This window comes from Aureimonas sp. ME7, assembly GCF_903970965.1.
Lineage (GTDB): Bacteria > Pseudomonadota > Alphaproteobacteria > Rhizobiales > Rhizobiaceae > Aureimonas.
Genome location: NZ_CAJCKW010000001.1, coordinates 314492 through 335312, shown reverse-complemented (window position 1 = coordinate 335312; position 20821 = coordinate 314492). Strand labels below are relative to the sequence as shown.

Sequence of the window (20821 nt, the reverse complement as noted above, 5' to 3'; positions counted from 1 at the left end):
AGGCGGACCCTTTCCCCTCAACAGGGAGGAAGGCGAGATGGCCAAGAACACGATCTGTCTCTGGTTCGAAGGGGAAGCGGAGGCGGCCGCCCATTTTTATGCCGACACGTTTCCCGATAGCTTCGTCGGCGCCGTTCATCGCGCACCCGGCGATTATCCCGCCGGCAAAGCGGGCGACGTCCTGACCGTGGAATTCACGGTGGCCGGCATTCCCTGCCTTGGCTTGAACGGCGGCCCGGCCTTCCGACACTCGGAAGCCTTCTCGTTCCAGATACAGACGGACACCCAGGAGGAAACCGATCGCTACTGGACCGCGATCGTCGACAACGGCGGCAGCGAGAGCGCCTGCGGGTGGTGTAGGGATCGCTGGGGCCTGTCCTGGCAAATCACGCCGCGCGTTCTGACCGACGCCTTGGCTGCGGGCGGCGAACCGGCCAGTCGCGCTTTCAAAGCGATGATGACGATGGGCAAGATCGACGTCGCCGCGATCGAGGCGGCAGTCGCGGGAAGGACGGGCGGTTGAGGACCGGCTCCGCTCCTCAAGTCGCCGCCGCGCGTTCCAGAAGCCCGACGCCGTCCGGCTCCAGCGCATAGAAGACGCGCATCGTCTTCGCGTCCCGTCGCTCGATGCGGAGATAACCCGCTTCCGTCAGCGCCCCGACCTCGCGAAGCGCGAGCGCATGGGCGAGCCCCAGCCGGTTGGCGAAGCTTCGGCTGTCGGCGGCAAGGCCGAGATGGATCGCGGCCAGAACCGCCGCCGCGATCGGGGACAGGCTCGGCTGCGCCTCCGCAACGCGGGCCACCAGGGCTTCGAGCTCGGCGGCGGGGTCTGCCTCGCTCAAGCGGCCTCGCGCCGGCGGAACGAGACCATGACCGACTTCGAGGTCGGCGTGTCGCTCTCGACGCCCGCCGAGCCCAGCGGCACGAGGACGTTGAGCTCGGGATAGTAGCCGGCGACGCTCCCGCGCGGGATGTCGTAGGGCACGAAGCGGAAGGCCGGGGCGATGCGCTCGACGCCGTCGTCGAACTCGCCGACGACATCCACGAGATCCCCGGCGGAGGCACCGAAGCTCTTCAGGTCGTCGGGGTGGACGAACACGACGTTTCGCTCGCCGTAGACGCCGCGATAGCGGTCGTCGAGGCCGTAGACCGTGGTGTTGTACTGGTCGTGCGAGCGGAAGGTCTGGAGCGCGAAGAGGTGCGCGTTGCGGGCCGCGCGCTGGTGGACGGTCTCTGCCGGCAGCGCCTCGCCGCCGAAGGTCGCCTTGCCCGTCGCGGTGTTCCACTCGCGGTGGGCCGCCGCGTTGCGCAGGTGGAAGCCGCGCGGCACGCGCAGGCGCTCGTTGTAGCGCTCGAAGCCGGGGATCGTGTCCTCGATCAGGTCGCGGATGCGGTCGTAATCGTCGCTGAGAGCCCGCCAGTCGACGGTGCCCGAGCCCAGCGTCGCCTCGGCCATGCCGGCGATGATCGCGACCTCGGACAGGAGATGGGGCGAGGCCGGGGCGTTGATGCCGCCCGACCCGTGCACCATGCTCATGGAATCCTCGACGCTGACGATCTGCGAAGTGCCGGCGCCGTTGCGGTCGATCTCGGTGCGCCCGAGGCAGGGCAGGATGAAGCTCGCCTCGCCCGGCATCAGGTGCGAATGGTTGGGCTTGGTGGCGATGTGGACGGTCAGCTTCTGGCGCGCCAACGCCTCCGCCACGAGCGCGCTGTCGGGCGTCGCGCGCGCGAAGTTGCCGCCGAGGCCGACGAAGACCTCAGCCGTGCCGTCCAGCATCGCGCCGATGGCGGCCAGCACGTTGTGGCCGGGCTCGCGCGGCATGGGCGTGCCGAAGCGCGCCTCCAAGGCATCGAGGAAGGCTGCCGGCGGATTCTCGTTGATACCGACCGTGCGATCGCCTTGCACGTTGGAATGGCCGCGCACGGGGCAGAGGCCGGCGCCGGGGCGGCCGATGTTCCCGCGCAGGAACATGAAGTTCGCGATCTCGCGGATCGTCGCCACCGAATGGAGATGCTGGGTGACGCCCATCGCCCAGGTGCAGATGACGCGCTCGGCGCCCATGTAGACGCCGGCCGCCTCCTCGATCTGGGCGCGCGTCAGCCCCGACTGGTCCTCGATCTCCTCCCAGGTGGTGGCGTCCACCGCCGCGCGGTACGCGTCGAAGTCCGCGCAATGCTCGGCGAGGAACGCATGGTCGATGATCGCCGGACGGTCCTCGGCCTTCGCCGCGTCCTCCGCGGCCAGCACCGCCTTCGCCATGCCGCGCACGGCCGCCATGTCGCCGCCGAGACGCGGCTGGTAGTAGTGGCTGGCGATCGCCTGGGAGCCGCCGCGGATCATCTCGATCTTGGCCTGCGGATCGGCGAAGCGCTCCAGCCCTTTTTCGCGCACCGGATTGAACACGGCGAGCCGCGCCCCACGCATCGCCGCGCGGCGCAGGTCGCCCAGCATGCGCGGGTGGTTGGTGCCGGGATTCTGGCCGATCACGAAGACGGCGTCGGCCCGCTCGAAGTCCTCCAGGAGCACCGTGCCCTTGCCGACCCCGATCGCCTGGCGGAGTGCCACGCCGCTCGCCTCGTGGCACATGTTGGAGCAGTCGGGGAAGTTGTTGGTGCCGAAGAGGCGCACGAAGAGCTGGTAGAGATAGGCCGCCTCGTTGGAGGCGCGGCCCGAGGTGTAGAACTCGGCGCGGTTCGGGCTGTCGAGACCACGCAGGATCGCGCCGATCTCGCGGAACGCATCGGCCCATTCCACGGGCAGATAGCGGTCGCTCCCGCGGTCGTAGCGAAGCGGGTGCGTCAGGCGCCCGTTCAGCTCGATCTCGTAGTCGCTCTGCTGCTTCAACTCCGTCACGGTGTGGCGGGCGAAGAGGTCGGGCGTCGCGCGTTTTTCGGTCGCCTCCCAGGCCACCGCCTTCACGCCGTTCTCGCAGAACTCGAAGGAAGAGCCGTGCTCCGGATCGCCCCAAGCGCAACCCGGACAGTCGAACCCGTCGGGCTGGTTGGCCTTGAGGAGCGCGCGCGCGCCGGCGAGCGGCGAGCCGCTTTGCATCAGCCGCTTGCCGCAGCTTTTCAAAGCGCCCCAACCGCCGGCCGCCGCCGATTTCTTGCCGATGAAAACAGTCGTCATGCTGCGATGCGATCGGCCGTTCCAGCATCGCCGTCAAGACGGATGACGTTGTTAGTGATCGAGGTTTTCTATCAAGCGCCGCCGGTCGCCGGCGCGCAGACGGTGGAGCGCGTCAGGAAGCGCCGTTCGCGCCCGTTGTCGAGCGAGAACATGCCGCCGCGCCCCGGCACGACGTCGAGGATGAGGTCGGTGTGCTTCCACACCTCGAACTGGGCGCCACCGATATAAACGGGCGTCTCATCCGCAAGCTTGCCGAGGAGAACGTCCCCCTCCCCGATGCGGAACTCGCCGCGCGGATAGCACATGGGCGAGGAGCCGTCGCAGCAGCCGCCCGACTGATGGAACAGGACGGGGCCGTGGTCGGCGACGATCTCGGCGAGGAAGGCCATGGCTTCCGGGGTCGCGGTGACCTTGTCCATGATGGGGAGTCCCTCTTGGGAAGACGGCATGGCGGGTCGCGACCCGCCATGCTCTTTCGCGTTCGCTCAGAAGAAGCCGAGCGCCTTGGGGCTGTAGCTCACCAGCATGTTCTTGGTCTGCTGGTAGTGGTCGAGCATCATCTTGTGGGTTTCGCGCCCGATGCCGGACTGCTTGTAGCCGCCGAACGCCGCATGCGCGGGATAGGCGTGGTAGCAGTTGGTCCAGACGCGCCCCGCCTGGATGGCGCGCCCGAAGCGGTAGGCGCGCGTGCCGTTGCGCGTCCAGATGCCGGCGCCGAGGCCGTAGAGCGTGTCGTTGGCGATACGAAGCGCGTCCTCGTCGTCCTTGAACTTCGTCACCGACACGACCGGGCCGAAGATCTCCTCCTGGAAGACGCGCATCTTGTTGTGGCCGGCGAAGATCGTCGGCTCGATATAGTAGCCGCCCGAAAGCTCGCCGCCGAGATCGGCCCGCTTGCCCCCCGTCAGCACTTCGGCGCCTTCCTGACGGCCGATGTCGAAATAGGAGAGGATCTTCTCCATCTGCTCGTTGGAGGCCTGCGCGCCGAGCATCGTCGTGGGGTCGAGCGGATGGCCCTGCTTGATTGCCTTCACGCGGGCGACCGCTTTTTCCATGAAGCGATCGTAGATGGACTCATGCACCAGCGCGCGGCTCGGACAGGTGCAGACCTCGCCCTGGTTGAGCGCGAACATCGCGAACCCTTCCAGCGCCTTGTCGAGGAAGTCGTCGTCCTCCGACGCCACGTCGGCGAAGAAGATGTTGGGCGACTTGCCGCCGAGCTCCAGCGTCACCGGAATGAGGTTTTCCGATGCGTACTGCATGATGAGGCGGCCGGTGGTCGTCTCGCCGGTGAAGGCGATCTTGGCGATGCGCTTCGACTGGGCGAGGGGCTTGCCGGCCTCGAGGCCAAAGCCGTTGACGACGTTGAGAACGCCGTCCGGCAGGATGTCGGCGACGAGCTCGGCGAAGACCATGATGGAGAGCGGCGTCTGCTCGGCGGGCTTCAGGACCACGCAGTTGCCGGCCGCGAGCGCGGGGGCCAGCTTCCAGATGGCCATCAGGAGCGGGAAGTTCCACGGGATGATCTGACCGACGACGCCGAGCGGCTCGTGGAAGTGGTAGGCGACCGTATCCGCGTCGATCTCCGAGATCGAGCCTTCCTGCGCCCGCAGGCAGCCGGCGAAGTATCGGAAGTGGTCGACGCCGAGCGGCATGTCGGCATGGGTCGTTTCGCGGATCGGCTTGCCGTTATCGAGCGTCTCGACCATGGCGAGGAGGTCGAGGTTCTCCTCCAGCCGGTCGGCGATGCGGTTGAGGAGCTTGGCGCGCTCGGCGGGCGGCGTCTTGCCCCATTTCTCGCGCGCCTTGTGAGCGGCGTCGAGCGCCAGCTCGATGTCGGCGGCCGAGGAACGGGCGACATGGCAGAGCGTCTGGCCGGTGACTGGGCTCGGATTGTCGAAATAGCGCCCGTCCGTCGGCGCGACCCATTGGCCGCCGATGAAGTTGTCGTAGCGCTCGCGGATCAGGACCTTCTTGGAAACCTGATCGATGGCTTGCTGGTACATGCTGTGGTTCCTCCCAGAGAACACGGCTTGCGGGGACGTCTTCCAAGCCGCCGACCGCGCTCCCACACGGGTTTTTCGGCGTCATGAAAGGGCGCCGGCCTCCCCGGCCCGCACCGATCACCCGGCCCGTGGCCGAACGAGACGTCCCTTTCGGACCGGTAGCCTGCTCCCGATCCGATCGGCCGTCAACGCTTGTCGGCGGAGGCCCGCTCCTGCGCGACGAGATCGAGAAAGGCGCGCAGGGTCGCGGGCATGAAGCGGCTGGAAAAGTAGAGCCGCGGCCCGTCGAAGCGCGGCCACCAGTCGGGCAGGAGCGGCACGAGGGCGCCGCTTTCGAAATGCGGATCGAGCCAGTTGCGGAAGGTGCAGAGGATGCCGCGCCCGGCGAGCGCATGGCTCACCATCGCGCCCGAACCGGCGGGGCCGACGACGAGGCGCGCCGGCGGGTCGAGCGTCAGCGCCTCCCCGCCGCGTTCGAACTCCCAAGGACTGATGGCCGCCCCGGAAAAACGCAGGCGAATGCAGTCGTGGGCGAGGAGGTCGCGCGGATGCTGAGGGATGCCCCGCCGCGCGAGATAGGCTGGAGACGCCGCCAGCGCATATTCCTGCTTTCGGGGCCCGATCGGCACCGAGATCATGTCCTGCCCGAGATGCTCGCCGTAGCGAATGCCCGCGTCGCAGCCGGCGGCCGTCATGTCGACCAGGCGGTCCTCCACCACGATCTCGACCTCGACGGCGGGGTGGCGTTCGAGATAGCGATCGACCAGCGGTGGGAGGATATCGACCATCACCGCCCCCGGCACGTTGAGACGCAGACGCCCGCGCACCTCAGCCACCGAGCTCGCCGCCTCGTTCACGGCCGCGCCGACCTCGGCCAGAAGGGGGCCGAGACGCGATGCCAGGATGCGCCCGGCCTCGGTCGGCGTGACGCTGCGCGTCGTCCGGTTGAACAGGGGAACGCCGAGCCGCCCTTCCAGCCGTCCGATCGTCTCGCTGACAGTGGACGGCGACAGGCCGAGCCGGCGGGCGCCCGAGCGAAACCCGCCCGCCTCCAGGACGGCCAGAAAGGCGCGCAGATCGTCGAGCGAGTCCGGAGCGTCATTGTTCGCCATACCGAACAGCCTATTCGCCGCGAGCCGGATTATCAATTCCGTGGCGAACGGCGATGTTGGGTGGACCCGAACGCATCAAGGAGCCCCTAGCATGTCCGGCATCACCCTTTCCGCCACGGCCGCCGGCCGCTTCACCTTTCCCGGAACCGACATTTCGGTGAACCGCATGGGCTACGGCGCGATGCAGCTTGCCGGCCCGCACGTCTTCGGCGAGCCGCGCGACCCGGACGAGGCGCGCGCCGTGCTCCGCGAAGCCCTGAGCCTCGACATCGACCATATCGACACCAGCGACTTCTACGGGCCGCACGTCACCAACCGGCTGATCCGCGAGGCGCTCCACCCCTATCCCGCCGCGCTCACCCTGGTGACCAAGATCGGCGCCTGGCGCAACGAGACGGGCGAGTGGATCCTGCGGCGCGACGCGGACTTCCTGCGCCGCTCGGTGGAAGACAATCTCTCGCGCCTCGGTCTAGACCAGATGTCGATCGTCAACCTGCGCATGGGCGGCCCGGAGGACGACATCGAAACGCCGATGCGCGCCATGCGGCGGATGCAGGAGGAAGGGCTCCTCGCCCATATCGGCGTCAGCACGGTGACGGAGCGCCAGCTGGCGGCGGCGCGCGACATCGCCCCGGTGGTCTGCGTGCAGAACCACTACAATCTCGTCCACCGCGAGGACGACGCGATGATCGACGCGCTGGCCGAGGAGGGGATCGCCTATGTCCCCTATTTTCCCCTCGGCGGCTTCACCCCGTTCCAGGCGGACGGCTTGTCGGCCGTGGCGCAGGAAGCAGGGACCAGTCCGCAGAGCGTCGCGCTCGCCTGGCTTCTGCAACGCAGCCCCAACATCCTCGTCATTCCCGGCACGTCGAGCCGCGGCCATCTTCGCGAAAACGTCGCGGCCGCGGCCTTGCAGCTGTCCGAGGCGCACCTCGCCCGCCTGGACGCGCTCGGGCGCAAGGGCTGATCCGCCCTTCCAGGAACGGGAGCCCTCGCGCCACCTGCCCTTCGGCGTGTGGGGGGAATGGGCAAGGCGCCGCCCGCGAACTAGGATGGGTGACAGGCTCCGGTTCGAAGCTGGGGCCCACCTCACCGGAGCCCTTCATGCGACGCCTAAGCCTCCCCCTCCTCGCCTTCGTCATGGCATCGGCCCCCGCGGGAGCGGCGGAGCCGGACAAGCCGGCGGTCGGCGAGCTCAAGACGTTCGGCGACTGGACGGTCGGCTGCAGCAACCTGAAGGGCTGCACGGCGCTCGGCTTGCCCCCCGAGGACGGCGCCGCCGTCGCCTATCTCAAGGTGCTGCGCGGCGCCGGGGGAGAGGCCCGGCCGGAGGTTTCGGTGGTGTTTCTGCCCGAGAACGAGGACGCCACCGACGCGCCGCTCGATCTCGAACTCCAAGGCGCGAAGGACACGCCCCTGCCGGTGGCGAGCCTGCCCGGCGAAGCGTCCGGCGGATACGCCGTCGCCCCGGTGGGCGCGCAAGTCGCGGCCCCCTTCCTCGCCGCCCTCCTGAAAGGCGAAACTTTAAGCGTTCGCCAGGGCGGGACGGGCGATCCCGTCGCCGTATCGCTGAAGGGCATGAGCGCGGCGCTGCGCTACATGGACGCCGAACAAGGGCGCGAGGGCGGCGTCACCGCGCTGGTGGCCAAGGGCGGGAAGCCGGCCGAGGCCGTGCCCGCCGCGCCGTCGCCCGCGCCGGTGCGGGCTCTCAAGCTGACCGGGCTCGACCCCGTTCCCGCGCTTCCCGAAGGCATTCCCAAGCCCGGCGAGGATTGCGGCGAGAGCACCGAGCCGGAAGCCTACGAGGCGGCGAACGGCGCGCGCATCTTCGGCATCTGCTCCTTTGCGGCGGCCTACAATTCGGGCACCGAATACTGGCTCGCCGACCAGAAGGGCGTGCGCCAGCTGTCGTTTCTCGTGCCCGGCGAGGACGGCTCGGACTTCGACGGGCTGGTGAATGCCGGTCTCGACGAGCACGGGCTGACGATGATCGACTTCAACAAGGGGCGCGGCATCGGCGATTGCGGCTCCACCAGCAGCTGGAACTTCGACGGCGAGGCCTTCCGGCTCGTGCAACTGTCCGCGCTCGGCGAATGCCGGGGCGTTTCGCCGGGCGACTGGCCGGAGCTTTATTCGCGCCCGACGGCCGGCGAGTAGGCGCCGGGATCGCGGGCAAGGCTCAGGCAGCCCATCGCCCGCGCGGGGATGACGAGGATCGCCCCGGCGCGGTAGAGATCGCTGATATAGCCGGGCTCGGCACCCCGGAAGCGGCCCCGGCGCCCGTCCCATTCGAGGAGGCGGACGCTGCCGGGCAGCGCGAAGGTGCCGGCGTCCTTCGAAAAGAACACCGTCACCGCCTCCGCTTCCTCGCTGACAGCCAGGATCGCGGCGCTCGCCAGCGTCCAGGCGAGGAGAAGCGCCAGCGACACGGCGGCGAGGCGCCCCAGCGCCCCCATCCGCCTCCTAGTAGTCGAAGACATGCTCCACCTCGTAGCCGCCCGCCGAAGCGCCACGCAGCGTCGGCAGGAGGGCCGCGACCTTCAGGAGATGAAGCGAGCGCACGCGCCCGTCCGCCATCGGGGCGAAGGCGCGCACGAGCGTGTCCGCCCCGAGCCCTGCCGTGCCCGGCGGTGCGACGACCGAGATCATCACATCGTCGTTGCCGGCGATCTCGGCAAGGTCGCCGCCGGCCGCCGCGAGGCGCCGGAGGAGATCGGTATAGGCGGCATAGCGGTCGGTCTCGATCACGGTCCCCGTCGCGGCCGGTCCAATGAGCGAAACGCCGGCCATCGCTTGCAGGACCTCGGGCGAAAGGTCGGCGACGACGCTGCGGATGCGCAACTCGTCCGCGCCCGTCGCCGCGACGGCACCGGCGATCGCATCGGCGTAGAGCTGCTTGGCCCGCCATTCGGCACCGAGCGCCCAGCGCCGCTCCACCCCGCGAAGGCCCTCGGCCGGCGCCGCATCGAGCCGCGCCACCCATTCGCGGAAGGGAAAGCGATACCAGGGCACCTGATGGAGAAAGGCGCCGTAGGCCTCCGCCATCTCGGCGGCAATTGCGTCCTGCGGCGTCTTCTCGGGCCCGCGCATCCAGGCGGTGAAGCGCCCGATGGTTTCCTCGTAACCCGCCTTCAGCCCCATCTCGATGTCGAAGCTCGTACCGATCACATAAATCATCTGCCGCGTCGGCCCGTCCGCCCCGCCATGAGCGTCGGCGAGCCGGTTGAGCGCGCAGTAGGACGACCAGAAGGAAGCGACGCTCCGCCCATAGTCGAAATCGTGCTCGTCGCCGGTCTTCAGGGTCTCGGCCAGATCCTCGTAGGCATAGACCATGTGCCATTCGGGATAGGTCAGGAAGGTTCGCGGCTCCGGCCGCTGCCAGACATGGTCGGTGATCGCGGGCGCGAAATCTTGCCCCTCGGGCGCGGCACGGCAGGCGGTTTCGACATAGGCGATCCGGCCGCCGATCAGCACGAGCCCGGCCAGAAGCAGCCCGCCGAGGCCGAGGCCGAGCTTCGCCCGCCGCCTCAAGCCGGCACCCGGTCGCGTTCGAGGAAGAACGCCCCGGCGACCGCGACGGAACCTAGGAGAATATGGGGCAGGTTCGCCAGGATCTTGAAGCCGAGGGGGAAGTCCTGGATCCCGTAGTTCCAGATGCCGAGATCGAGATAGCCCGAGCCCGTGAGGAGCCCCAGAAGCCCGTCGCCGAGATAAAGGACCCCGAAATACAGAAGAAAGGCGCGCGCCGCCCTCGCACCGAGCGCGGCGGCGGCGAAGGCCCAGAGCGCGGAGGCGAGATGAAGGAGGTCGTCGTAGAGATCGAGCGCGAAGATGCCGAACGAGCGCCCTTGATCGTCCGTCAGGCCCGGCACGTAGTTGAGGCTGGCCGCCCCCAAGAGAATCAAACCATAGACGGCGGCGAGCAGGCGGATACGGCTCATGATGCCCCCTCGTCGGCGAGATAGCGCTCCCAGAAGGGCGAGCGGAAGGTGAGGTCGGGATCGACCTGGCGCTTGAAGGCGGCGAACTCGGCAAAGCGCGGATAGGCCGTTTGGAACTGCGCGCGGCTCGCATGCGGGCGATAGGGCAGGTAGTAGGTGCCGCCGAGCGCGAGGGTGCGCTCGATCAGCTCCCCCGTCATCGCCGCCATGTCGCGCTCGGCACGGTGGCTCATTTCCTGCGAAAACAGCATCACCGCCGCGATGCGGGGGCCCGGCGCATAGGCGAGCACGCTGTCCCCGTCCGGCGCGACATAGCGCAGCGTCACGTTCAGGAGGTCCTGGAACGAGGACGGGATCACCTCGCGGCAGGCCGCCACGAAGGCCGGAAAGGCGGCGGGGGGCACGAAATACTCGTGCAGGATGTCGGTGCGCTTGGGATCGCCGTCGTCCAGCGTCGCCACCGGCTCGTTCAAGAGCGTGTTGCGCGTCGCCGCCCCGTAGAGGCGGGGCGCGGCGTCGCGCTCGATCCACCAGCGCACGCGTTTCACCCCTTCCGAGCCGACCTGCCCGCGAAACACGTATCGCGAGGCACGACTGAGGAAGCCCGAACTCACCGCCGCCGGGATCGCGCCCTCGGCTCCGGTCGGCCGGTAGGACACGAGCACGGCCTCCTCGAAGAAGCGCCCGAGCGACACGTCGAGCCGGCCATAGGCCATGCGCACGTTGGCGTCCGTCGCGACCGCCGGAAAGCGCGTGGCGAAACCCTCCGGCGACAGCGTCTCGAAGGTCGGCTCCAGAAGCTCGTTGCGCACCATGCCGACATCGAGATCGAGCACGATCCCGGTCAGCCCGTAGCCGCCCATGGTGGCGCGGAAGAGGTCGGATTCGCGCTCGCGCGAGCATTCCACCACCTCGCCGCCCGCCGTCAGAAGGCGCAGCGCGCGCACGGTGGAGCCGAAGGGTCCGTGCGCCACCGGCCATCCGTGGGCGTTGACGCAGAAGGTCGAGGCGACGCCGAAATCGTTGTTGGACTGCATCACAGTGGGCGACCAGCCGGCGGCGTCGAGCTGCGCGATCACCCCCTGCCAGCGCGCGCCGGCCGAAACGCGAAAGGTGCCGGCCGCCGTGTCGAGCATCACCTCGTCCTGGCGCAGCGTCGCGGCGGTGCCTTGCGAGGCGAGGCTGTGGGCGCCCATGGAATGGCGCGCCGCGCTGGCGATGAACGGCCGCCCGGCGGCGCGCGCCTCGGTCAGTTCGGCGCGAAGCGTGGCCAGGGCTTCCTCGCCGCCGGTTTCGACGGTGACGTGCCGCGCAACGCGGACCGGGCTGAGGCCGCTGGCGTCGTTGAGAAGGTTCGGATCGGCGTCCGGGACGACGGCGGGCCGCCCGGAAAAGACCTCCTCCGATCCCAGCGCGACGGTCGCGCCCGCGCCCGCCACGGCCCCCGCGCCGACCAGCAATGCTCTTCGCGTCAACGCCACAAGGGCAACCTCCGTGCGATTCGCCGCAACCATAGAGCATCGCGGCGGCAGGACTCAAAGCCTTCCGGCGGGGCGCGCCCCCCAGCGCTACTTCCGGTTCCGGAAGGCGGCGGCCAGCGCCGAGCCGAAGGCGCCGTCCGGTGCCGGCTTCGGCTCGGTCCTCGACGGCTTCGGCGCGTGCCCGCGCCGTCCCTCCGCTCCGGCGGGCCGGGGGGCGGCGGCGTCCGGCATCTCGCGCCGCATGGTGAGCGAAATGCGCTTGCGCTTCACGTCCACTTCCACCACCCGCACCCGGACGACCTGCCCCGCCCGCACCACCTCGGCCGGGTCCTTCACGAAGCGGTCGGCGAGCTGCGACACGTGGACAAGCCCGTCCTGGTGAACGCCGATATCCACGAAGGCGCCGAAGGCCGCGACGTTGGTCACAGTGCCTTCGAGGCTCATGCCGGGCTTGAGATCGCCGATCTCGTTCACCCCGTCGGCGAAGACGGCGGTGCGGAAGGCGGGGCGCGGGTCGCGGCCGGGCTTTTCGAGCTCCGCGATGATGTCGCGCACCGTCGGCAGGCCGAACCCGTCGCCGGTGAAGCGCTCGGGGTCGAGCGACTTCAAGGCCGCCGGGTCGCGCATGGCGCCGGCGACGTCCCGGCCGAGCGCCGCCACGATACGACGCGCGACGGGATAGGCTTCCGGGTGGACCGCGGACGCGTCCAACGGCTCCGTGCCGCCCACGATGCGCAGGAAGCCGGCGCATTGCTCGAAGGCTTTTGGCCCGAGGCGCGGCACGTCGAGAAGCTTGCGGCGCGAGGGAAACGGCCCGAGGGCGTCGCGGTGCGCCACCACGGCTTGCGCCAGCGAGGGCCCGAGGCCGGCGACGCGCGACAGGAGGGCGGCGGACGCCGTGTTGAGATCGACGCCGACCGCGTTCACCGCGTCCTCCACCACCGCGTCGAGCGCATGCCCAAGCCGGTTCTGGTCGACGTCGTGCTGATACTGGCCGACCCCGATCGCCTTCGGGTCCACCTTGATCAGCTCCGACAAGGGGTCCTGCAGGCGGCGCGCGATCGACACCGCGCCCCGGATCGACACGTCGACGCCCGGCATCTCGCGGGACGCCAGCTCGGACGCCGAATACACCGAGGCCCCCGCCTCGCTCACCACCGCCTTGACGGGTTTCGCCCCGGGAAGCCCTTTGATGACGCTTTCCGCCAGTTGCTCGGTTTCGCGGCTCGCCGTGCCGTTGCCGATCGCCACCAGCTCGACGCCGTGCCGCCTGATCAGCTCGCCAAGCTTGGCCGACGCGCCCGCGACGTCGTTGCGCGGCTGGAACGGATACACCGTCGCGCTGTCCACCAGCCGGCCCGTCCGGTCCACCACGGCAACCTTGACGCCGGTGCGGATGCCGGGGTCGAGCCCCATCGTCGCCCTGGGGCCGGCGGGAGCGGCCAGGAGCAGGTCCTTGAGGTTGCGCGAGAAGACGCGGATCGCCTCCGCGTCCGCCCCTTCCTTCAGCGTTCCCATCATCTCCGCCGAAAGGCCGGGTTTGAGCTTCTGCCGCCAGGCCCAGCGCGCGACCGACAGGAGCCAGGCGTCGGCCGCCCCTCCGCCCTGCGTGCGCACATTGGAATGACGCGCCACCATCGCCTCCACCGGCTTCACGGAGGCCGCGTCCTCGGCGTCCACCTCGATCTCCACCGACACGACGCCCTCGCGCTCGGCGCGCAGGAGCGCGAGGACGCGGTGGCTCGGCGCGCCCGCCCACTTTTCCGTATGGTCGAAATAGTCGGAGAACTTGGCGCCCGCTTCCTCCTGGCCCTTCACGACGCGGGCGCGAAGCTGGGCCTTGGCGACGAGATGGCGGCGGATCTCGCCGACGAGCGCCGGGTTTTCCGCCATGCCCTCGGCCACGATGTCGCGCGCGCCTTCCAAGGCGGCCCTGGCGTCCGGCACCTCCGGGGACAGGAAGCCGCCTGCGAGCTTGACCGGGTCCACCGTGCGGTCGGCGAGAATGCGCTCGGCGAGCGGCCCAAGCCCGCGCTCGCGCGCGGCGTCCGCCCGGTTGCGCCGCTTCGGGCGGAACGGAAGATAGATGTCCTCCAGCTCGACGCGCGTCGCCGCCCCTTCGATCGCCGCCTGGAGCTCGCGCGTCAGGTGACCCTGCTCGCGCACCGACTTCAGGACCGCCAGCCGGCGCGTTTCCAGCTCGCGCAGGTACGCGAGGCGCACCTCCAGCGTGCGCAGCTGCGCGTCGTCGAGCCCGCCGGTGGCTTCCTTGCGATAGCGCGCGATGAAGGGCACCGTCGCCCCGCCGTCGAGAAGCGCGACCGTGGCCGCGACCTGTTCGCCGCGCGCGCCGATCTCGCGCGCGATCAGGGTTTCGATGGACGGGCGGGCGGTGACGGTCATCGCTCAGGTCTCGCTGGCTGGGGGCCGGGATCGGGCCTTGCCATAGCCCATTTCGAAGGCGCCGCGTACCCGGCCGTTTCCCCGGGACGCGGCCTTGAGGTCAGTTCGAAGGGGCGATCCGCAACCCTTCCGCCAGACACCGGAACGCCTCGACCGCCTTGGGAAGAACGTCTTGCGGCTCGGCGCTCGCCGCGACCCACAGGGCGGCATTGAGCGCCGCGCCGTTCAGGAGGCGCGCGGCGGCTTCCGCGTCCACCGGCTTGAGGACGCCGTCCGCCTGCAGCGCGCGCACCGCTTCCAGCGTCGCCCGGAGGCAGCTGTTCTGGCTCGGCCAGAGCGAGGGGTCGCCTAAGACCGCCGGCCCGTCCAGGAGAACCAGACGCTGCACCTCGGGCTCCAGCGCCATCTCGATATAGGCCGCGCCCTCCGTCAGAAGCGCCTCGAAGGCGTCGGCACTCCGGTAGCCGAGGCGGCGGGCGCGGCCCGCCATCTCGCCGTCGATCTCCTCGACCACGGCGGCGAGCAGCCCGCGTTTGTCGCCGAAATGATGATACAGCGCGCCGCGCGTCAGCCCGACCTCGGCGGTCAGATCGTCCATGGACGTCGCCGCATAGCCCTTCTGCGCGAAAACGCGGCGTGCGGCCGTCAGAAGCTTGGCACGCGTTTCCTGCATCGTGTCGGCTCGACGTCTGGCGGCCATAGCTGCTCCCTTCGCATACGCGTCGTATGCCAATTGACATACGCTGCGTATGCCAATATCAACTGACATACGCAGCGTATGTAGAACATCTCGCCATGTGAAGCCATGGCTCGAATGGCCGGTCTCGCTGCGCCCATCCGTTCAGGAGAACCCACCCGATGACCCGACGCGAAGCCGTCTTTCCCGCCGATCGCCACGCTCTCTACCAGGAGCACCGCTATTCCGCCGCCATCCGCTCCGGCGACCTCCTGTTCGTGTCCGGCCAGGTGGGCAGCCGCGCCGACGGCTCGCCGGAGCCCGATTTCGAAGCCGAGGTGCGCCTCGCCTTCCGCAATCTCGGTGCCGTTCTGGAAGCGGCCGGCTGCACGCTCGCCGACGTCGTTGATGTCACCACCTTCCACACGGATCCGCCGTCGCAGTTGGAGACGGTGATGAAGGTGCGCGGCGAGGCGATCGGCGAGCCGCCCTATCCCAACTGGACGGCGGTCGGCGTGACATGGCTTGCCGGCTTCCGCTTCGAGATCAAGGTCATCGCCCGCATCCCCGGCGACGTTTAAGCCTTGCCGGAGAAGGACCGTTCACCGGATCGAGGGTGTTGGAGACACCCGCCCGGCTTGTGCGCGAACCGCCGTTCGCCCAAGTGAAGCGGGACGCCGGGACCTTCGAGCCTCGGCATTCCGGCGCCTTCGAACGAAGGCGCCGGTCCGAAACGCGTGAGGTGCCTCCCCATGAAGAAGATCGGCTTTCTGTCCTTCGGCCACTGGTCGCCCTCGCCCCAGTCGGGAACGCGATCGGCGGGCGACGTGCTTCTCCAGTCGATCGATCTGGCGGTCGCGGCCGAGGAACTCGGGGCGGACGGCGCCTATTTCCGCGTCCATCATTTCGCCCGCCAGCTTGCCTCGCCGTTTCCGCTCCTGGCCGCCGTCGGCGCGCGCACGAGCCGGATCGAGATCGGCACCGGCGTCATCGACATGCGCTACGAGAACCCGCTCTACATGGCGGAGGACGCAGGGTCCGCCGACCTCATCTCGCGCGGACGCCTGCAGCTCGGCCTCAGCCGCGGGAGCCCCGAGCAGGTGGTCGAGGGCTGGCGCCATTTCGGCTACGCGCCGGCGCCCGGCGAAACGGATGCCGACATGGGCCGTCGCCACACGGAGGTGCTGATGGAGGTCCTGCGTGGCGAAGGCTTCGCCGAGCCGAGCCCGCGCCCGATGTTTCCGAACCCTCCGGGGCTCCTGCGCATCGAGCCGCACTCGGCGGGGCTTCGCGACCGCATCTGGTGGGGCTCGGCCTCCGACGCCACGGCGCGCTGGGCGGCGGAAAAGGGCATGAACCTGCAAAGCTCGACCCTGAAGGCGGACGAAACGGGCGAACCCTTCCACGTCCAGCAGGCGCGCCAGATCCGGGCCTATCGCGAGGCATGGGCTGCGGCCGGCCACGAGCGCGAGCCCCGCGTTTCGGTGTCGCGCTCGATCTTCGCCCTCGTGAACGATCAGGACCGGGCCTATTTCGGGCGCGGGAAGGATTCCGACCAGGTCGGCGTGATCGACAACATGCGCGCCGTGTTCGGCCGCTCCTACGCCGCCGAACCCGACCGGCTGGTGGACGAGCTCAGAGCCGACGAGGCGATCGCCGAGGCCGACACGCTGCTCCTCACCGTGCCGAACCAGCTCGGCGTCGACTACAACGCCCATGTGATCGAGAGCATCTTGCGGCACGTCGCCCCGGCACTCGGCTGGCGCTGAGGGGACGACCGGCACCAAACGAAAACGGCGCGCTCGGGAAAACACCCAAGCGCGCCGTTTTTCGTTCGCAAGGGTCCCGAGCCACGAACGGGGCTCGGGACCCCGTTCCTCAGAACCGGTAGCGGAGCGAGCCGATCAGGCTGCGGCCTTCCTCGCGGTAGCAGTAGCCGCTGTTGCACAGCGCCTTGCGGTCGTCGAAGACGTTCTTGGCGTTGAACTGCGCCTTCACGCCTTCGAGACGCGGGTCGGCCGCGCCGAAGTCGTAGCCGATCGAGGCGTCGATCAGGACGCGCGCCTCGTTCTCGTAGGTGTTGGCGTTGTCGGCATAGGTCTTGCCGATGAAGCGCGAGCCGAGACCCAGCTCCAGCCCCTGCGCGGGGCCCGACAGGAACTCGTAGTTGCCCCAGAGCGAGAACTGGTGGTGCGGCTGGCCGACCACGAGGTTGCCGTCGTTCTCGCCGCCGTCATAGGAGAGGTCGAGATAGGTATAGGCGGCGACGAGGCTGAGGCCGTCGGTGAGGCTCGCTTTGGTCTCGATCTCGAACCCTTGCGACTTCACCGCGCCTTCCTGGCGCTGGAAGCCGAGCGCGTCGTAGGCCGACAGGATGTTGTCCTGTTTGATCTGGAACAGGGCGGCGTCCACCGTGAAGCCGAGCCCTTCGGGCGCGTACTTGACGCCGACCTCGATCTGCTCGCCCGTGGTCGGGTCGAAGGCCGAGCCGTCGGCCCCGACGCCGAGCGTCGGCGCGAACGACGTCGCGTAGTTGGCATAGGGCGTCACGCCGTTGTCGAAGAGGTAGCTCACGCCGACGCGGCCCGACAGATGACGGTCCTCGGCCCGCTGCGAGGAGGAGGGCGTCACGTTGTTGAGCGTGTCGGTGTCGAGCCAGTCGTAGCGCAGGCCACCGGTGAGGACGAAGCGCTGGTACTCGGCCTGGTCTTGGACGTAGAGGCCGACCTGTTGCTGGTGCGTGTCGGAGTTGATCACGCTGTTGGAGGTGACGGGGTCGACCGGCTGCTGGCCGTAGTTGCGCGTGATGAGGTTGAGATCGGGCGCCAGACCCCCGCCGTAGCGGTACTGGCCGTCGAAATAGGTGTAGTCGAGGCCGCCGAGCACCGTGTGGGCGATCTCGCCGGTCTGGAACCTGCCCTCGATCTGGTTGTCCACCGCAATGCCGTCGGCATTGTCGAGGATCTGACCCGTTCCGCGATAGGCCGAGATGCCGTCCGGGTTGAGGCCGTAGACGGAGACGTACTTCATGTCGGTCGAGATCGACTGGAAGCGCAGGTTCTGGCGCACCGCGAGGTTCTCGTTGAACCGGTGCTCGAACTCGTAGCCGATGCGGGCCTGTTCCTGGTCGAGGTCGCGGTAGCGTGGGTCGCCCTGCTCGATATCGGTGATGAAGGCCTGCCCGTTGAGCGGGTTGGTCAGCGTCAGGAAGCCGCGCGCGCCGCCCGCCTTCAGGTCGGAATATTCGCCGAGCACGGTCAGATGGGTGTCGCGGTCGTCCGAGCGGAGCGTCAGCGCCGGGGCGATATAGGTGCGGTCGTCGCGCGCGGCGACGAACTCGGTGTCGGCCGAGCGCTTGATGCCCGTGATGCGGTAGAGGACGTTGTCGTTGCCGCCGAGCGGGCCCGAAGCGTCGAAGTTGACCTGGGCCCGGTCGTGCGAGCCGACCTGGAACTCGAGCTCGCGGAAGGGCGCTTCCGTCGGGCGCTTGGAGATCACGTTGACGAGGCCGCCCGGCGCTGCCGAACCGTAGAGCGAGGAACTCGGGCCCTTCAGGATGGTGACGCCTTCGAGTCCGTAGGGCTCGTGGCGGAAGGTGGCGAAGGATCCGCCGAGCGAGCGCAGGCCATCGCGGTAGAAGCCGGAATAGGTGACGTCGAAGCCGCGGATGAAGATCGTGTCGAAGGACGGGTCGAAGCCGTAGGTGCCGGCCCTGACGCCCGCCGTGTAGCGCGCCGCTTCCGTCAGCGTCTGGACTTGCCGATCCTCGAGCTCCTTCTTGGACACGGCGGCGACCGCCTGGGGCACCTTGCGAAGGTCGGTGTCGGTCTTGGTGCCGACGCGCGCGTCCTTTGCGACATAGCCGTCGGCCGTCAGACCCCCGGTGTCGCTGGAGCCCTCGTTGCCCGATCCGCCCTGGCCTTCGACCACCACCGTGTCGAGCGCAACCGTGTCCTGCGCGGCGGCGGCCGATGCGAGAGCCAGCGTCGAGCAGCCCATCAGGACGGAGCGCAGGGCGCGGTGGGCAAAGGGCGAGGGCATGGAGGCTTTCCTTGATGCGGAGCAGCAATGAAAGCGCTCGTCTCAAACATGAGGGGTTTGGTCAACTAAGAGTTGGAGGACGCAGGCTGTCGCGTCGCGACTGTGGCAATAATGTGCCGAGAGCCGAAGGGGCAGCCCCCGCCCAGGCGATCCGGGGTCCGAGCCGTCGTTGCGAAAAGATCGACGGGCACGGCGTCAGTGGAAGGGGCCTCCGGCTCAACGCTCGGGAGCGGACCAGACCGTTTCCAGCTCCTCTTCGCCCCGCATCGCGACGACCCTTCGCGTATGGCGGGCGATATCGGGCACGCCCGGCGCCACTGCCAGTTCCACCACCCGCTCGCCGCGCGGTCGCTTCCCCCGCCATCCGGCATAGGGGTAGTCGGGAATCGCCTGAAACGTGTCGCGGCCGCGGCGCGCGGCAAAGCGCTGCGCGAAGCCGGAATTGATCGGCGACAGGGTGATGCGCGGGCGATGCGCGCGCACCAGCGAGGCGGTGTCGACATGAAGAACGTCGTGGGCATCGTTCCGGTAGGAGCCGGCCGTCAGAAGTCGCAGGAGGCGCTTCCGGGTGAGGCAGAAGAAGGCGCGCGCGTTCAAGGTGCGATACCAGTCGGCGGGGACAAGCCCGTCGTCGAGGCAGCGCCGAAGCGCGGCGTCGCTCATCGGTTTCTGGTCACGGATGACGGCGGTTCCGAGCTCCGCCCGCTCGACCTCGACCGAGCCTGCGCGCCGCCGCTCTTCGATCGCCTCGCGCGCCTCGCCCTCGACCCCGAAGAGGTCGAGCACCGCCGAAGTGCTCAAGAGCCCGTGGCAGCGGATGGAGGGCCAGCTGCCGCGTGCCGCCATGTGGTAGAGAACCGGACAATCCCGGATCAGCTCGGCCAGCTCGTCCTCGCTCAAAGCACCTGGCGTCCGCTCCCTCGTCCTTTCCCTCTAGCTGGGGCTGGGGATACGAGCGCCAAGGCGGGCGGGACGCGATGCCGCGCCCTCAGGCGAAGAGCTGCCAGCGCCGGGGGCGCACGGTGATCGGCGCGCCGATCTCGCTCGGCGCGCTGGGAGGAAGCTCGACCTCGATGCGGCGCGCGGGCTCGGCAAGGCTGAACTCGGCGACGCGCACGCCGCCGACGCGCCGCGTCAGAGAGATCGCGCCGGTGAGCGCCGTTTCGCCAGGGGCTACGACCTCGAAGTCGTGCGGGCGAACGAACATGCGCCAAGCGCCGTCGGCCGCATCGGTGCGCCCGAGCGATCGACCTCCGAATCCGATCTCGCCGCCGCGCACCTCGACGGGCAGTTCGTTGGACTGGCCGATGAAGGAGAACACGAAGGGGCTTTCGGGCCGGTCGTAGATGTCGTCGGCCGAACCGACCTGCTCGATCCGCCCCTGGCTCATGACGACGACGCGGTCGGCGAGCTCCACCGCCTCGTCCTGGTCGTGGGTGACGAAGACCGTGGTGTGGCCGGTCTTGTCGTGCAGCTCGCGCAGCCAGCGGCGCAGGTCCTTGCGCACTTTGGCGTCGAGCGCGCCGAAGGGCTCGTCGAGCAGCAGCACGCGCGGCTCGATGGCGAGCGCGCGCGCCAGCGCCACGCGCTGGCGCTGGCCGCCCGACAGCTGCTGGGGATAGCGCTTGCCCAGCCCCGACAGCTGCACGAGGTCGAGAAGCTCCTCCACCCGCCGCGCGATCTCGCCTGCCGGCGGGCGCTCGCTCCGGCCGCGAACGCGCAGGCCGAAGCCGATATTGTCGGCGATCGTCATGTGCTTGAACAAGGCGTAGTGCTGGAACACGAAGCCGACGTTCCGCTCCTGGACGCTTTTCAAAGACGCGTCCTCGTCGCCGAAGAGGATCTGGCCCGAGGTCGGGAACTCCAGCCCCGCGATGAGGCGCAGAAGCGTCGTCTTGCCCGAGCCCGAGGGCCCAAGCAGCGCGATCAGTTCGCCCGAGCGGATGTCGAGCGACACGTCGTGGAGCGCGGGATAGCGGTCGAATTCCTTGCGGATGTGGCGCACGCCGATCTTCATGGGGTCAGTTC

The 20821-nt window shown here is 69.2% G+C and carries 19 protein-coding genes; 5 read left to right on the top strand and 14 right to left on the bottom strand.

The features are described 5' to 3' along the window. Window positions 1-37 precede the first annotated feature (37 nt). Window positions 38-523, top strand: a complete 486-nt coding sequence (locus H7A85_RS01580; protein ID WP_182084126.1) for a VOC family protein — start codon at window positions 38-40, stop codon at window positions 521-523. A gap of 16 nt (window positions 524-539) precedes the next feature. Here H7A85_RS01580 and H7A85_RS01575 read toward each other — a convergent pair whose 3' ends face one another. The 5 genes from H7A85_RS01575 to H7A85_RS01555 form a co-directional block, all read right to left on the bottom strand. Next, window positions 540-842: a hypothetical protein gene (locus H7A85_RS01575; RefSeq protein ID WP_182084125.1), complete on the bottom strand. Its 303-nt coding sequence runs from the start codon at window positions 840-842 to the stop codon at window positions 540-542. Further along, on the bottom strand, window positions 839-3133 hold the full coding sequence (locus H7A85_RS01570) for an FdhF/YdeP family oxidoreductase (RefSeq protein ID WP_182084124.1): 2295 nt from the start codon (window positions 3131-3133) through the stop codon (window positions 839-841). The genes H7A85_RS01575 and H7A85_RS01570 overlap by 4 nt, the downstream gene beginning before the upstream one ends. A gap of 71 nt (window positions 3134-3204) precedes the next feature. Continuing rightward, on the bottom strand, window positions 3205-3555 hold the full coding sequence (locus tag H7A85_RS01565) for a DUF779 domain-containing protein (protein ID WP_210270214.1): 351 nt from the start codon (window positions 3553-3555) through the stop codon (window positions 3205-3207). A gap of 63 nt (window positions 3556-3618) precedes the next feature. After that, window positions 3619-5139, bottom strand: a complete 1521-nt coding sequence (gene adh / locus H7A85_RS01560; RefSeq protein ID WP_182084122.1) for an aldehyde dehydrogenase — start codon at window positions 5137-5139, stop codon at window positions 3619-3621. Window positions 5140-5324: 185 nt separating this feature from the next. Further along, the gene (locus H7A85_RS01555) at window positions 5325-6251 is read right to left on the bottom strand and encodes a LysR family transcriptional regulator (protein WP_182084121.1); all 927 of its coding nucleotides are present in this window, start codon (window positions 6249-6251) and stop codon (window positions 5325-5327) included. A 91-nt stretch (window positions 6252-6342) separates the two neighbouring features. Between H7A85_RS01555 and H7A85_RS01550 the strand changes: the two genes are divergently transcribed. Next, a complete protein-coding gene (locus H7A85_RS01550; RefSeq protein WP_182084120.1) occupies window positions 6343-7218 on the top strand; it encodes an oxidoreductase in 876 nt (291 codons plus the stop codon). Window positions 7219-7355: 137 nt separating this feature from the next. Further along, the gene (locus tag H7A85_RS01545; RefSeq protein ID WP_182084119.1) at window positions 7356-8408 is read left to right on the top strand and encodes a DUF1176 domain-containing protein; all 1053 of its coding nucleotides are present in this window, start codon (window positions 7356-7358) and stop codon (window positions 8406-8408) included. On the opposite strand, the gene H7A85_RS01540 is transcribed toward H7A85_RS01545, so the two are convergent. The 6 genes from H7A85_RS01540 to H7A85_RS01515 all read right to left on the bottom strand — a co-directional run bounded on the left by H7A85_RS01540 (window position 8381) and on the right by H7A85_RS01515 (window position 14776). Beyond that, window positions 8381-8731 carry a hypothetical protein gene (locus H7A85_RS01540; protein ID WP_182084118.1) on the bottom strand — a complete coding sequence of 117 codons (351 nt, stop codon included), beginning with the start codon at window positions 8729-8731 and terminating at the stop codon, window positions 8381-8383. The two genes, H7A85_RS01545 and H7A85_RS01540, sit on opposite strands and share 28 nt — an antisense overlap. After that, the gene (locus tag H7A85_RS01535; protein WP_182084117.1) at window positions 8715-9782 is read right to left on the bottom strand and encodes a hypothetical protein; all 1068 of its coding nucleotides are present in this window, start codon (window positions 9780-9782) and stop codon (window positions 8715-8717) included. Before H7A85_RS01535 ends, H7A85_RS01540 begins: the two co-directional genes overlap by 17 nt. After that, entirely contained in the window at window positions 9779-10192 is a 414-nt protein-coding gene (locus tag H7A85_RS01530) for a DUF4383 domain-containing protein (protein WP_182084116.1), read from the bottom strand. Before H7A85_RS01530 ends, H7A85_RS01535 begins: the two co-directional genes overlap by 4 nt. Continuing rightward, a complete protein-coding gene (locus H7A85_RS01525; RefSeq protein WP_348519688.1) occupies window positions 10189-11673 on the bottom strand; it encodes an FAD-binding oxidoreductase in 1485 nt (494 codons plus the stop codon). Before H7A85_RS01525 ends, H7A85_RS01530 begins: the two co-directional genes overlap by 4 nt. Before the next feature lie 87 nt (window positions 11674-11760). Continuing rightward, window positions 11761-14076, bottom strand: a complete 2316-nt coding sequence (locus tag H7A85_RS01520) for a Tex family protein (RefSeq protein WP_182084114.1) — start codon at window positions 14074-14076, stop codon at window positions 11761-11763. Window positions 14077-14176: 100 nt separating this feature from the next. After that, complete coding sequence (locus tag H7A85_RS01515) at window positions 14177-14776, bottom strand: TetR/AcrR family transcriptional regulator (RefSeq protein WP_182084113.1); 600 nt, start codon at window positions 14774-14776, stop codon at window positions 14177-14179. Between the two features lie 158 nt (window positions 14777-14934). Between H7A85_RS01515 and H7A85_RS01510 the strand changes: the two genes are divergently transcribed. Together H7A85_RS01510 and H7A85_RS01505 are read left to right on the top strand one after the other, a co-directional pair. After that, window positions 14935-15333, top strand: a complete 399-nt coding sequence (locus H7A85_RS01510) for a RidA family protein (RefSeq protein ID WP_182084112.1) — start codon at window positions 14935-14937, stop codon at window positions 15331-15333. 171 nt (window positions 15334-15504) lie between these two features. Further along, complete coding sequence (locus H7A85_RS01505; RefSeq protein WP_182084111.1) at window positions 15505-16521, top strand: LLM class flavin-dependent oxidoreductase; 1017 nt, start codon at window positions 15505-15507, stop codon at window positions 16519-16521. Window positions 16522-16630: 109 nt separating this feature from the next. On the opposite strand, the gene H7A85_RS01500 is transcribed toward H7A85_RS01505, so the two are convergent. From H7A85_RS01500 to H7A85_RS01490, 3 genes are all read right to left on the bottom strand, one after another. Then, the gene (locus tag H7A85_RS01500) at window positions 16631-18793 is read right to left on the bottom strand and encodes a TonB-dependent siderophore receptor (RefSeq protein ID WP_182084110.1); all 2163 of its coding nucleotides are present in this window, start codon (window positions 18791-18793) and stop codon (window positions 16631-16633) included. 216 nt (window positions 18794-19009) lie between these two features. Continuing rightward, window positions 19010-19693: a hypothetical protein gene (locus H7A85_RS01495; RefSeq protein ID WP_182084109.1), complete on the bottom strand. Its 684-nt coding sequence runs from the start codon at window positions 19691-19693 to the stop codon at window positions 19010-19012. 88 nt (window positions 19694-19781) lie between these two features. Beyond that, window positions 19782-20810: a sulfate/molybdate ABC transporter ATP-binding protein gene (locus H7A85_RS01490; protein WP_182084108.1), complete on the bottom strand. Its 1029-nt coding sequence runs from the start codon at window positions 20808-20810 to the stop codon at window positions 19782-19784. Between the last annotated feature and the right edge of the window lie 11 nt (window positions 20811-20821).

Coding starts and splice junctions, on each gene's coding strand:
- H7A85_RS01505 (WP_182084111.1), top strand. CDS start 15,505: ATGAAGAAGATCGGCTTTCTGTCCTTCGGCCACTGGTCGCCCTCGCCC.
- H7A85_RS01555 (WP_182084121.1), bottom strand. CDS start 6,251: ATGGCGAACAATGACGCTCCGGACTCGCTCGACGATCTGCGCGCCTTT.
- H7A85_RS01545 (WP_182084119.1), top strand. CDS start 7,356: ATGCGACGCCTAAGCCTCCCCCTCCTCGCCTTCGTCATGGCATCGGCC.
- adh (WP_182084122.1), bottom strand. CDS start 5,139: ATGTACCAGCAAGCCATCGATCAGGTTTCCAAGAAGGTCCTGATCCGC.
- H7A85_RS01540 (WP_182084118.1), bottom strand. CDS start 8,731: ATGTCTTCGACTACTAGGAGGCGGATGGGGGCGCTGGGGCGCCTCGCC.
- H7A85_RS01520 (WP_182084114.1), bottom strand. CDS start 14,076: ATGACCGTCACCGCCCGCCCGTCCATCGAAACCCTGATCGCGCGCGAG.
- H7A85_RS01515 (WP_182084113.1), bottom strand. CDS start 14,776: ATGGCCGCCAGACGTCGAGCCGACACGATGCAGGAAACGCGTGCCAAG.
- H7A85_RS01490 (WP_182084108.1), bottom strand. CDS start 20,810: ATGAAGATCGGCGTGCGCCACATCCGCAAGGAATTCGACCGCTATCCC.
- H7A85_RS01530 (WP_182084116.1), bottom strand. CDS start 10,192: ATGAGCCGTATCCGCCTGCTCGCCGCCGTCTATGGTTTGATTCTCTTG.
- H7A85_RS01550 (WP_182084120.1), top strand. CDS start 6,343: ATGTCCGGCATCACCCTTTCCGCCACGGCCGCCGGCCGCTTCACCTTT.
- H7A85_RS01570 (WP_182084124.1), bottom strand. CDS start 3,133: ATGACGACTGTTTTCATCGGCAAGAAATCGGCGGCGGCCGGCGGTTGG.
- H7A85_RS01580 (WP_182084126.1), top strand. CDS start 38: ATGGCCAAGAACACGATCTGTCTCTGGTTCGAAGGGGAAGCGGAGGCG.
- H7A85_RS01500 (WP_182084110.1), bottom strand. CDS start 18,793: ATGCCCTCGCCCTTTGCCCACCGCGCCCTGCGCTCCGTCCTGATGGGC.
- H7A85_RS01510 (WP_182084112.1), top strand. CDS start 14,935: ATGACCCGACGCGAAGCCGTCTTTCCCGCCGATCGCCACGCTCTCTAC.